The sequence below is a fragment of the Streptomyces sp. NPDC005728 genome (assembly GCF_040630895.1).
In the GTDB taxonomy this organism is placed as follows: domain Bacteria; phylum Actinomycetota; class Actinomycetes; order Streptomycetales; family Streptomycetaceae; genus Streptomyces.
Window position 1 is genome coordinate 101889 of the sequence record NZ_JBEXYL010000005.1, and the last position, 11954, is coordinate 113842.

Sequence of the window (11954 nt, forward strand, 5' to 3'; positions counted from 1 at the left end):
ACAACTGCCGTGGACCCACAGCACCCTTCCTACACCAGGAGTCTCGTCCCCACGACCGTGCTCAGATCGGGGGCGAGTCGCAGTTCGGCGGCCCGCAGCGCGGGATGCTCCAGCCAGTGCAGCCGGGCCAGGTCGGGGGCGCCCTCGTGCAGCGGCGGCCAGCCGGTCGCCGGGGTGAAGTCGTCGACGACGACCGTCCCGCCGGGCGCGAGCAGCCGTTCGACGGCGGCGGGCGTGTCCCCGGGCACCTTGCCCTGCCCGCCGCCGTCGAGCACGAGCAGGTCGAAGGGCCCGTACTCCTCGATCCGCCGCCAGTCGCCGGTGAGCACGGTGACGTCGGGACGCCCTGCGAACACCCCGGCGGCGAGCCGGGCCCGCTCCGGGTCCCGCTCCACGCTGTACAGCCGCACCCCCGGCCCGGCCCCCGACGCCAGCCAAGCGAGCCCCACCCCGAGCCCGGTACCGGTCTCGCCGATCCGGGCCGGGGCGCCAGCCGCCAACGCGTGCAGCAGACGGCCCTGTTCAGGGCGGCAGGAGTAGGGGAAGCCGGAGGCGCGGGCGGCGGTCAGAGCATCCCGCACCAGGGGCGGGAGTTCGTCGATGCCGGTGTACGCGTCGGTGCCGAGGGTCGCCATGGGGATACTTCTATCCCACGGATACGGGTGGGCGGGCGGACGGGACGACGTCGGCGACGACACAGCTCACGTTGTCGGGACCGCCCGCTGCGTTGGCCTCGTCGATCAGCGCATGAACGGCATCCTCCCCACCGAGCAGCTCCTTGATCCGCTCGTCCGCCACCACCCCGGTCAACCCGTCGGAGCACAGCAGATACCGGTCACCGACCCGAGCCTCGTGCAGCCGCAGATCCGCAACCGGCGCCGTACCGATGCCGAGAGCCTTCAGCAGCAGAGCCCGCTGCGGATGACTCGACGCCTCCTCCGGCGTCAGCCGCCCCTCGTCGATCAGGGACTGGACGACACTGTGGTCATGGGTGATCCGGAACAGCTCACCGTCCCGCAGCAGATACGCCCGCGAGTCCCCGATGTGCACGAGCGCCAGCTTGGACCCCGTCCACAGCAGCGCGGTCAGCGTGGTGCCGGTCTCCTCGCCGCCCCCGGCGAGCTCCTGGACGGCTTCGTTCGCCTCCCGCACCGCATCCTCCAGCACGTTCAGCACGCTGCCGGCGGCAAGCTCCTCTCCCGAGTCCAGAAACTTCAGCGCCTCCACGGCGGCGCCGCTCGCGGACGCCCCCGCCGGCCCGCAACCGTCCGCGACGGCGAGCAGCCTGCGGCCCGCGTACACGGTGTCCTGGTTGGCCGGGCGGACGTGCCCACGGTCGGAGTGGGCGGAATAGCGCAGTTCCAGCATGGTGGTGTGGTCCCTTCTCGATTCGCCGGTCAGCTGGTCGACGAGGAACGCGGCGAGATCCCGTCGTACGGCGGTCTCGGCCTCGACACGCGCCCAGTACGCCCGGATCTCCCGCGCGGCACCCTCCGTGTCGAGGGCACACACCGTGCGGATCCCGGCCAGGGGCATGCCCAGCCGGCGCAGCCAGGCCACGAGCCGGGCCTGCTCCAGCTGCCGCACGGCGTAGTACCGGTAGCCGGTGGCCGGGTCGACCCGCGCGGGCCGCAGCAACTCCAGCTCGTCGTAGAGCCGCAGTGCCTTCGGCGACAGCCTGCTCGCCCTGGCGAAGGCCCCGATCGTCAGCAGTTCCATGAAAACCTCGGCGTCATCGAAACCTCGCGTTCCTCGCCTCCGCCACCGATGCTGGGGCTTCACCAAAGGTGAAGGTCAAATGTGCTGTCCCGGTTCCGCGGGCCATTGTTAGCCTCGCCGGTGATCGAACCGTCGTACGACAGGGAGTCCGCCGTGTCCCGTATCGCTCTCGCCACCTACGACCCCGGAGCCGAGCCGAGCATGGACAGCGACCTGCCCGTGCTGGTGCGGGCCCTGCGGGAGGCGGGGGCCGAGGCGGTCAGCCGGTACTGGGACGACCCGGACGCCGACTGGGGCGCCTACGACCTCGTCGTCATCCGGTCGACGTGGGACTACAGCTGGCGCGCCGAGGAGTTCGGGGCGTGGGTGGAACGGGTCGGTGCCGTGACGCGCCTCGCCAATCCGCCCGCCGTGGTCCGCTGGAACAGCGACAAGCGCTACCTCGGTGAGCTGGCGGCGGCCGGTGTGCCCACCGTCCCCACCCGCTACATCGCCCCCGGCGAGCCCGCCGACCTGCCTGTCGGCCACGAGTACGTGATCAAGCCGACCTCCGGCGCGGGTGCCCGGTTCGCCGCCCGCTACACACCCGCCGAGCACGAGACGGCCGTACGGCAGCTGGCGCGGATGCACGCGGAGGGCTTCACCGCGATGGTGCAGCCGTATGTGCGGGGCATCGACGTCAGCGGGGAGCGGGCGCTGCAGTTCTTCGGCGGCCGCCTGCTGCACGCCAGCCGCAAGGGCGCCGTCCTCTCCTCCGGAACCCCGTACGACGCCGAGAAGGTCGCCCACCCCGATCTGGAGGCCTGGCAGCCCACGGACGCCGAACGCGCCGTCGCCGACAAGGCGTTGGCCGCCGTCCCCGGCGGCATGTCCGGGCTGCTGTACGCGCGGGTGGACCTCGTCGACGGGGAGGACGGGCAGCCGCGGGTGATGGAACTGGAGCTGGTGGAGCCCAACCTGTTCCTGTTCCTGCACCCGGCCTCACTGCCGCACGTCACCCAGGCGATCCTGACGGCGGCCGCAGAAGACTAGGGCCTGATCCGCCGGACAGGCCCTAGGTCGGCCACCGTGGCCCGGCAGGCCTCGGCGTACGCGCGTACCAGTGGGCGTTCCCCGTCCTCGCGGCGCCAGGCCAGGGCGTAGCGGCTGGGGGCGATGCCGCGGACCGGGCGGGTGGTGACGCCGCCCAGGGTGATCAGCGGGGCGTTGCCCGTGGCGACCAGGCAGACGCCGAGACCGGCGACCAGCGCCTCGTACGTCTCCTCCACCCCGGCGATCTCCGCGCCGACGCGCGGCGGGCGGCCCGCCCGGGCGTCCAGGGCGAGCCAGTAGTCGCGCAGCGGTCCCGCGCTCCTCGGCAGGGCGAGGAACGGCTCGTCGAGCAGGTCGGCGAAGTCGACCTCGGTGCGGGCGGCGAGCGGATGCGTGTCCGGGAGGGCGACCAGGCGGGGTTCCTCGGCGATCACCGTCCATGCGAAGCGCTCCTCGTCGGGCAGCGGCAGCCACACGAAGGCGACGTCCGCGCTGCCGTCCGCCAGCCCCGCCGTGGGGTCCTCCCAGCTGACCTGGCGGAGCCGGGGAGTGGCCCCGGGGTGGGCGGCGGTGAAGCGGGAGCGGATGGCCGGGAGCAGCCCGCCCCGGCCCGGGCTGGTGCTCATGCCCACCACGAGCGTGCTGCGCTGCGCCGCCTTGGCGGCCTCCACCGCGGCCGCGCCCGCCTCCCACGCGGCCAGCACCTGCCGGGCGTGCGGCAGCAACGCCTCGCCCGCGGCCGTCAGCGCCACCCCGTGCTGGTCGCGGTGCAGCAGCTCGGCCCCCAACTGGCGCTCCAGCACCCGGATCTGCTTGCTGAGCGCGGGCTGCGACACGTACAGCCGCTCGGCGGCGCGGGTGAAGTGCAGTTCTTCGGCGACCGCCACGAAGTAGCGCAGGTCCCGGGCGTGTACGTCCCTCGTCATAACCGTTGGCTATCACCGAGGGTCTTGGACGGGCAACGGCATTCGGCGGCAGGCTGGTTCCTGTCAGGAAAGAGCACAGGACTTACGGGGAGTTGCCGTGAACAAGGTATGGCTGGTGACCGGTGCGAGCAGCGGCTTCGGGCGGGCGATCACGCAAGCGGCGGTCGCCGCCGGGGACGTGGTGGTCGGCGCGGCACGGCGCCCGGAGGCGCTGGACGAGCTGGTGGCCGCGCATCCCGACCAGGTGGAGGCGCTGCGGCTCGACGTCACCGACCTGGCCGCCGTGGAGGAGGCCGTACGTGATGTGGTGGCCCGGCACGGGCGGATCGACGTGCTGGTCAACAACGCGGGGCGTACCCACGTCGGCGCCGTCGAGGAGACCACGGAGCAGGAGCTGCGGGACCTGTTCGACCTGCACTTCTTCGGTCCGGCGGCCCTGGTGCGGGCGGTGCTGCCGCACATGCGGGAGCGGCGCTCGGGCGCGATCGTGCAGATGAGCAGCATGGGCGGGCAGATGTCCTTCGCGGGTTTCGGGGCGTACAGCGGGACGAAGTTCGCGCTGGAGGGCCTGTCCGAGGCGCTCGCGGACGAGGTGCGCGAGTTCGGCATCAAGGTGCTGATCGTGGAGCCGGGCGGGTTCCGGACCTCGCTGATGGACCCCGGCCGGGCCGGTGTCAGCGCCGACAGCGGGGTGTACGCCAAGGTGGGCGTGACCCGCGGGTTCGTGGCCGACGGCGACGGTACGCAGCCCGGTGACCCGGCCAAGGCGGCGGCCCTCATCCTGGCCGCGCTGGAGGCCGAGCAGACCCCGCTCCGGCTGCCGCTCGGCGACGACGGGGTGAGCGCCGTCCTGGCCCATCTCGACCAGGTCCGGGAGGACGTCGCCGCCTGGGAGAAGCAGGCCAGGGCCACGGCCTTCGACGCGTAAGGCCCTTTACGCGCGGATCGCGGTCCGCTGGAGCAGCCCCCAGGTGAACTCGGCGACGACCTCGTGCCGTACGCCGTCCCGGTCAGGGGCGGTGAAGGCCAGGCCCCAGCGCGTGGGGGCCGTGCCCTCCAGCGGGCGGGCGGGGGCGAAGGCGCGGGCCGCCTCGTCCACGGTGCAGGACCACGGGGTGAGGTCGTCCAGGGTGTGCAGCGCCGGGGGCGGGGTGCCCGGCGCGCGCACCAGCCACTCGTTCCAGACGGCGCCGTCGGGGGAGACCAGCACCTCGAAGCGCAGGCCGGGCCAGAGGGGCAGCGTCCACTGCCGGGCCTCGCAGTCGACGTCACCGAGGCGGCGCGGCACGACGGCCGCCGGCTCGCCGAGGAGCGAGCGGTAGCGGGCGGCGGCGGACCGGGACCGGGGCGAGCGGACCATGGCCTGCCAGCGCTTGTTGGCCTCCCGCATGTCCGCGATCGAGACGCCCAGGGCGCGCCGGGCGTCCTCGACCAGGTCCGGATTGTGGTCGGCCATGCGGCGCAGCAGCACCAGCTGGAAGTCGAGTGGCATGGCACCCATGGTGCCCGGCTCGCTCCCGGCCATTGCCCGCGCTACCGTCCATGACTAGCCTGTGTTCGTCATGCCGATCGCCTGTTGAAATATCGAACGCAGGCGCTTAGACCCAAGGGAGGGGGCCGACGTGGGACGCCTCGTGCCTGCCGTGACCCGGGCTCTCGACATTCTTGAGCTGTTCCTCGACGGGGACGGGACGCTCTCCGCCCCCGACATCGTGCGCAAGCTCCAGCTGCCGCGCACCACCGTGCACGAGCTGGTCACCACGCTCGCCGCACGCTCGTACATCGTGCAGGTGCCGGGACAGCCCGGACGGTACCGGCTCGGCGTACGCCCGTACCAGCTCGGCAGCCGCTACGCCGAGCAGCTCGACCTCGCGGCCGAGGGACAGCAGGTGGCCCGCTCGGTGGCGGAGACCTGCGACGAGACGGTCCACGTGGCCATTCTCGAGGGCACCGACGTCATCTACATCGCCAAGGTCGACTCCACGCACGCGGTGCGCATGGTCTCGGCCGCCGGCCGCCGGCTGCCCGCGCACTGCACCTCCGTCGGCAAGATGCTGCTGGCCTCGCTGCCGGAGCAGGAGCTGGCGGCGCGGATCCCGGACGGTGCCGAGCTGACCGCGATGACGCCCAACAGCATCACCGATCCCGCCGCCCTGCGCGAGGCCCTGGCGGAGATCCGGCAGCGGGGCATCGCGGTGGAGAACCGTGAGTCCAACCCGGACGTGTCCTGTGTGGCGGCGCCGGTGCGCGACCGGGCCGGCCAGGTCGTCGCCGCCCTGTCCATCTCCGTCCCCATGATCCGCTGGAGCGAGGAGCGGCGGGCGGAGCTGGAGCAACTGGCCGCGAAGGGGGCGGCGGAGCTGTCGGAGCTGCTGGGCCACCGGAGCCCGGCATGACGGCCTACGAGGTCGCCGTACAGGCGCAGGCGGCGCTCGGCGAGGGCCCGACGTGGGACCCGGCGACGGGCCGCCTCGTCTGGCTGGACATCCTCGGCATGCGCATCCACACGTACGACCCCGCCTCCGGCCGCCGGACCGTGCGCACGACGGAGCAGCACATCGGCGCGGCGAAGCCCCGTGCGGGCGGCGGCCTGGTGCTGAACCTGCGCGACGGCGTCGGCCTCCTGGACCCCGACGGCGCCTTCCGCTGGCTGCACCACGAGCCGGTGCCCGGCCGCCGCGCGAACGACGCGGCCGTGGCCCCCGACGGGTCCCTGTGGGCGGGCACGATGCGCTACGACGAGGCGACGGGCGGCGGCACGCTGTCCCGCCTGACCGGCGACGGAGACGTACGGGTCGTCCTCCCCGACGTCACGGTCAGCAACGGCACGGGCTGGAGTCCCGACGGCCGCCTGATGTACTACGCCGACACCCCGACCCGGCGCGTGGACGTCTTCGACCACGACGGCGAGGGCATCCACGACCGCCGCACCCTGACGGAGATCGAGGAGGGCGTCGGCTTCCCCGACGGACTGACGGTCGACGCGGAGGGGTGTGTGTGGGTGGCCTTGTGGGACGGGGGAGCAGTGCGCCGCTATACGCCGTCCGGTGAGCTGGACAGGGTGATCTCCTTGCCCGCTCCACGCACCACGGCCTGTACGTTCGGCGGCCCGGACCTGACCGACCTGTACATCACGACGGCCCGCGTCGGGCTGTCGGCACCCCATCCGATGTCGGGCTCGGTACTGGTGGTACCGGGGGCGGGGAAGGGGTTGCCGCAGCCGGCGTTCGAGGGCTGACCGCCGGTGTGTCGCAGGCAGCCGACCTGAACCCTCCTACGGAACCCCCGCCGCCTTCCGTTCCTCCACGGTCAGCGGCGGGGCAGTGAGCGGAGGCTTCAGGGGCCCCACCGCGGCAGCGACCAACACGCTCGGGGCCAGCAGTGCCTCCGCCCCCCGCTGCAGCGCCGTCACGTCCGTCACCCGTCGGGCCACGCGGCCGTTCCCCGTCGCGGTGTACAGCAGGCGGCCGACGTAGGCGGACAGGAGACGGTCCCGCAGGGTCGGGCCCGCCTCCGTCGCGCCGGGGTAGAAGACATCCGCCCCGATCGCCAGGTCCCACGCCGCCCGCACGGTCCGCCCCACCGCCTTCTGGATGTGCCGCGACAGGCCCGGCGCGCCGAGAGGGCCCTGACGGCGGATCACATCCCGCACGGCCAGGGCGGATTGGGCCGACACCGCCATTCCGTGGCCGTACACCGGGTTCAGCGCGCACACCGCGTCCCCGAGCACCACGAAGTTCTCCGGCCACGCCGGCATCCGCTCGAAGAAGGAGCGGCGGTTCGCGGTGGTCCGGGTGATCGCCACCTCGGTCAGCGGCTCCGCGTTCGCCAGCAGCTCGCCGATGAGCGGGTGGCGCAGCTCCTCGCGGGCGTACCGGGCGAAGTCATCGGCGTCCTTGGGTGTTTCATCGCCTCTGCCACCGAAGAGCGTGACGATCCACCTGCCGTCCTCGACCGGCATGAGCACGCCCCCACGGCCGGTCCCCGCACCCTGGGGATCGGGCTCGATGTTGACGACCGGGAAACCCTTCCGCGCCGCCTCCGGCGCCCGGAACAGCCGGCTGGCGTACACCAGCCCCGAGTCGACCTCCCGCACCTCCGGCCCGGGCAGCCCCAGCTCGGTCAGCCAGCGGGTGGCCCGGGAGCCGCGGCCCGTCGCGTCCACGACCAGGTCGGCGGCCAGGGTGCGCTCGGCGGCGTCTTCCTCCCGGCTCGTCCGGGCCCGGATCCGTACGCCGGTCACCACCGCGTCCGTCCCCGCGAGACCGACCGCCTCGGCCCGCTCCACCAGCTCGATGTCCCCCTCGGCCAGCACGAGTTGCCGTACCACCCAGTCCAGCAGGTCACGGCTGGCCGGCAGCATGAACGCCGACTCGGCCCAGCGCCGGTACCAGCCGTGCGGCGACAGTGCCACCATGTCCGTGGTCATCGGCACCCGGCTCACACCGGCCGCCCGCAGCCGCCCGATCGCCCCGGGCAGCAGTTCCTCGAGCGCCCGCGCGCCGCCCGACCACAGCTGGTGCACGTGCCGGGCCTGCGGCAGCCCCTTGCGCGGTTCGGGACCCGCGGGCAGCGCGTCCCGCTCGACCACGGTGACCCGGGCACCCGTGGAGGCCAGGGACCGCGCGGCGAGCAGGCCGGCGAGGGAGCCGCCGAGCACGACGGCGGTGGGCTTCCGATCACTCATGTACGGCAACGCTCTCTGCAGGGGCGGCCGCACGCGCGCGGACCGCCTCGATGTCGTCGGGACGGCGGAGGGCTCGGGAGACCGCCCCGATCTCCTGGAGCAGGTTCGTCGTGTCGGGCCCGGCGTCGTCCTCGGGCGGCTCGGGCGGCTCGGGGGTACGGCCCTTCGCCTCGATCGCGTCGAGGATGCTCACCGCCGCCGCCAGCGCCCGGGCCCGCTCCGGCGGATGCCCGAGGCCGAGCGCGGCGTCGTACGACCGCCTGCCCAGCCCGGTGTCGAGGTGCCGGGCCAGCGGCAGCAGCACGTCCCGGATGAACGTCTCGCGCCGGGTCAGCCGCAGTTCGGGCGTGGCCCGCAGGACGAACGGCACGCCCTCCCCGCTCGCGGACCGCATCAGCTGGTACAGCGGCCGCAGTTCGCGGTGGGCGAGCCGGACCCGCCAGCGGTCGTGCAGGTACTGGCCGGCGTGCGGAAGGATGAACCCGACCGCGATCACGATGGCGGACAGCGCGGCGACCGGCGGGGCGAGGTTGGTGCTCAGCCAGTCCAGGTCCTGCCCGAACCAGCGTGCGGTGACGGCGATCAGCTTGGTCGCGTCGAAGATCAGGTTCAGCACATAGCCGGCGCCCAGCAGCTTCAGTCCCCAGCGCAGCCAGGCGTCCAGGCCCTCGGTGCGCACCCAGTTCCAGATCAGCCGGGAGGTGATCAGACAGGCCACGGCGTGCGCGACGAGGTAGAGCAGGATCTCCTCGCGCATGAACGGGGTGGTGGCGTAGTAGGTGTCCAGGTCCCGCAGCCGCTCCGTGGGCGCGTCGGCGAGCAGGAACAGCACCCACAGCGCGACGATCACCCCGGAGTAGACCGAGATCACCCAGCGCATCGCGCGGCGGGTGGCGGCCGAGCGGTCGGACAGGCCGTTGCGCCAGGTGATGATCAGCAGCAGACAGGACCCGCAGAACGCGGTGATCAGCGAATAGCACCAGGGCGCCGAGACGTTGGGGACGCCGGTGAGCCGGTTGACGGCGGCGATCGTGGACGGCGTGCAGAACACGAACACCGCGCAGGCGAGCAGCAGCAGTCCGCCGACCGCGCGCAGCAGCGGGTCCCGCCACAACCGGATGATCGTGGGCAGCTTGATCGCCAGGGCAGCGGTGAGCACCGCCGTCGGGATCCAGAAGGAGATGTAGAACTCGCTGAGGAAGTCGGAGGGGTTCAGGGCCGACTGGGTCACCGCGCGGCTCCGCCACGTCCGCGATAGCCGAGGGTGCGCTGGACCGGGTCGAGGGGCGCGCCGGGACCGGGGCCGGCGAGGTAGGGCCGGAACAGGGTGGCGAGGCGGTGGCCGAAGTCGTCGGCCGCGGCCTCGTCGGTCTCCCGGGAGCCGTCGCGGGCGGCCACCGTCAGGGCCATGTCCCGCCAGCGGGGCTCGCCGGCGAGCGCGCGGGCGGCCGCGGAGCCGGCCAGGTGGTGGTCCCGGTGCCCGGCGTGCAGATGCCACAACTCGTGGCCGAGGATGACCAGTTGCTGCACGGCTTCGGCTCGCTCCTCCACGATGACCAAATCGAAGTCCTGGAACTCCACCCACAGGCCGGTGACTTCGATCTCGTCCGGGAAGCGTTCGAAGCGCAGCTCCACGCGTCGTCCGGCCCGCCGCGCGGTCATCTCCTCGCACAGTACCCGGCACAGGTCCCGTACGCCTTCCGGCGCCTCGGGCCGGGCGTGGACGGCGGCGGCGAGGTCGGCGGCCAGGGAGCGCCTCGCCGAGCCCGGACGGGAGCGGTTCAGTCGTGCGGCCAGTTGTGCCGCCCGCTGTCGCACGCCCCCGATGACCATCGTTCCCCTTTCTCACCGCCGGTGTGCGGCTCGTCCGAGCCTACGCGCCCGGGTGTGTTCACGTCATGCGATCCGACGACCGTTGTTCAACAGGGAACGATCGCTTCCGCCGGACCCGGGCGGGGGAAACCGTGTGTCCGACCCATTGACGCGCCAAGTGCTCCGATTCTACGGTCCGTTCGAAGTTGCGCGCATCGTTCGAGATGCCGGACGATCACGGCCATCCACCCCGAGAGGCGACCATGCGCACCGCCCGCTTCACCCTCGACCCGGCCTTCACCGTCGGCGAGGTCAGTCCCCGGCTCTTCGGCTCCTTCGTGGAACACCTGGGCCGCTGCGTCTACACCGGCGTCTTCGAGCCGGACCACCCCACCGCCGACGCCGAAGGCCTCCGTACCGACGTCCTCGACCTCGTCCGCGAACTCGGCGTCACGACCATCCGCTACCCCGGCGGCAACTTCGTCTCCGGCTACCGGTGGGAGGACTCCGTCGGCCCCGTGGCGGACCGCCCCCGCCGCCTCGACCTCGCCTGGCACTCCACCGAGACCAACCGCTTCGGCCTCTCCGAGTACATCGCCTTCCTGAAGAAGATCGGCCCCCAGGCCGAACCGATGATGGCCGTCAATCTCGGCACGCGGGGGGTCGCCGAGGCCCTGGAACTCCAGGAGTACGCCAACCACCCCTCCGGTACGGCCCTGTCCGACCTCCGCGCCGCCCACGGCGACAAGGAGCCCTTCGGCATCAGGCTCTGGTGCCTGGGCAACGAGATGGACGGCCCCTGGCAGACCGGCCACAAGACCGCCGAGGAGTACGGCCGCCTCGCCGCCGAGACGGCCAGGGCCATGCGCCAGCTCGACCCGTCCGTGGAACTGGTGGCCTGCGGCTCCTCCAGCCAGTCCATGCCCACGTTCGCCGCGTGGGAGGCGACCGTCCTCCAGGAGACGTACGAGCTGGTCGACCACATCTCCCTGCACGCCTACTACGAGCCCGTCGACGGCGACCTGGACTCCTTCCTGGCCTCCGCCGTCGACATGGAGTCCTTCATCGAGAACGTGGTGGCCACCGCCGACCACGTGGGCGCCCGCCTCAAGTCGAAGAAGCGGATCAACCTCTCCTTCGACGAGTGGAACGTCTGGTACCTCTCCCGGTGGGAGAAGTACGCGAAGACCGTCGAGCGCACCGGCTGGCCCGAGGCTCCGCGGCTGCTGGAGGACAACTACAGCGTCACCGACGCCGTCGTCTTCGGCTCGCTCCTCATCGCGCTGCTCCGGCACGCCGACCGCGTCACCGTCGCCTGTCTCGCCCAGCTGGTCAACGTGATCGCCCCGATCATGACCGAGCCGGGCGGACCGGCCTGGCGGCAGACCACGTTCTTCCCGTTCGCGCAGGCCTCCCGGTACGGCCGCGGCGAGGTCCTCGACGTCCGCGTGGACTCGCCGACGTACGGGACGAAGAAGTACGGCGAGACGGACCTGCTGCACGCCACCGCCGTCCGCGCGGCCGACGGCACGGTCACCGTCTTCGCCGTCAATCGTGGGCGCACCGAGCCGCTCCCGCTCGAAGTCGCCCTCCACGGGCTCGATCTGACGACCGTCACCGAGCACAGCGCCCTCGCGGACGCCGACCCCGGCGCCCGCAACACCCTGGACGACCCCGAGCGGGTCGCCCCGCACCCGGTCGAGGGCACCGCTCTCCAGGAGGGCACCCTCACCGCCGTACTGGAGCCCCTGTCCTGGAACGTGATCAGGCTCGCCTGA

Annotated in this window: 12 protein-coding genes; 5 read left to right on the forward strand and 7 right to left on the reverse strand. The window is 72.7% G+C overall.

Annotated elements, in window-relative coordinates; genetic code table 11:
- Positions 1-29 precede the first annotated feature (29 nt).
- Together ABZ471_RS05940 and ABZ471_RS05945 are read right to left on the reverse strand one after the other, a co-directional pair.
- Positions 30-635: a class I SAM-dependent methyltransferase gene (locus tag ABZ471_RS05940; protein WP_359062866.1), complete on the reverse strand. Its 606-nt coding sequence runs from the start codon at positions 633-635 to the stop codon at positions 30-32.
- Between the two features lie 10 nt (positions 636-645).
- Positions 646-1719: a MerR family transcriptional regulator gene (locus ABZ471_RS05945; RefSeq protein WP_359062868.1), complete on the reverse strand. Its 1074-nt coding sequence runs from the start codon at positions 1717-1719 to the stop codon at positions 646-648.
- Positions 1720-1872: 153 nt separating this feature from the next.
- Between ABZ471_RS05945 and ABZ471_RS05950 the strand changes: the two genes are divergently transcribed.
- Entirely contained in the window at positions 1873-2751 is an 879-nt protein-coding gene (locus ABZ471_RS05950) for a hypothetical protein (RefSeq protein WP_359062870.1), read from the forward strand.
- Here the strand turns inward: ABZ471_RS05950 and ABZ471_RS05955 are convergent.
- Complete coding sequence (locus tag ABZ471_RS05955; protein ID WP_359062871.1) at positions 2748-3677, reverse strand: LysR family transcriptional regulator; 930 nt, start codon at positions 3675-3677, stop codon at positions 2748-2750. The two genes, ABZ471_RS05950 and ABZ471_RS05955, sit on opposite strands and share 4 nt — an antisense overlap.
- A gap of 97 nt (positions 3678-3774) precedes the next feature.
- On the opposite strand from ABZ471_RS05955, the gene ABZ471_RS05960 reads away from it, so the two are divergent.
- Entirely contained in the window at positions 3775-4605 is an 831-nt protein-coding gene (locus ABZ471_RS05960; protein WP_359062873.1) for an oxidoreductase, read from the forward strand.
- Between the two features lie 6 nt (positions 4606-4611).
- On the opposite strand, the gene ABZ471_RS05965 is transcribed toward ABZ471_RS05960, so the two are convergent.
- Complete coding sequence (locus ABZ471_RS05965; protein ID WP_359062875.1) at positions 4612-5202, reverse strand: hypothetical protein; 591 nt, start codon at positions 5200-5202, stop codon at positions 4612-4614.
- 97 nt (positions 5203-5299) lie between these two features.
- Here ABZ471_RS05965 and ABZ471_RS05970 point away from each other — a divergent pair, with 97 nt between their 5' ends.
- A complete protein-coding gene (locus ABZ471_RS05970; RefSeq protein ID WP_359062877.1) occupies positions 5300-6073 on the forward strand; it encodes an IclR family transcriptional regulator in 774 nt (257 codons plus the stop codon).
- Positions 6070-6915 carry an SMP-30/gluconolactonase/LRE family protein gene (locus tag ABZ471_RS05975; RefSeq protein WP_359062879.1) on the forward strand — a complete coding sequence of 282 codons (846 nt, stop codon included), beginning with the start codon at positions 6070-6072 and terminating at the stop codon, positions 6913-6915. Before ABZ471_RS05970 ends, ABZ471_RS05975 begins: the two co-directional genes overlap by 4 nt.
- 36 nt (positions 6916-6951) lie before the next feature.
- Here the strand turns inward: ABZ471_RS05975 and ABZ471_RS05980 are convergent, their stop codons facing one another.
- Genes ABZ471_RS05980 through ABZ471_RS05990 form a run of 3 tightly spaced genes read right to left on the reverse strand, consistent with a single transcriptional unit; the run spans position 6952 to position 10197 of the window.
- A complete protein-coding gene (locus ABZ471_RS05980) occupies positions 6952-8364 on the reverse strand; it encodes an FAD-dependent monooxygenase (protein WP_359062881.1) in 1413 nt (470 codons plus the stop codon).
- Positions 8357-9595, reverse strand: a complete 1239-nt coding sequence (locus tag ABZ471_RS05985) for an MAB_1171c family putative transporter (RefSeq protein WP_359062883.1) — start codon at positions 9593-9595, stop codon at positions 8357-8359. The genes ABZ471_RS05980 and ABZ471_RS05985 overlap by 8 nt, the downstream gene beginning before the upstream one ends.
- Positions 9592-10197: a toxin-antitoxin system, toxin component family protein gene (locus ABZ471_RS05990; protein WP_359062885.1), complete on the reverse strand. Its 606-nt coding sequence runs from the start codon at positions 10195-10197 to the stop codon at positions 9592-9594. The genes ABZ471_RS05985 and ABZ471_RS05990 overlap by 4 nt, the downstream gene beginning before the upstream one ends.
- Positions 10198-10439: 242 nt before the next feature.
- On the opposite strand from ABZ471_RS05990, the gene ABZ471_RS05995 reads away from it, so the two are divergent.
- Complete coding sequence (locus tag ABZ471_RS05995; protein ID WP_359063029.1) at positions 10440-11954, forward strand: alpha-N-arabinofuranosidase; 1515 nt, start codon at positions 10440-10442, stop codon at positions 11952-11954.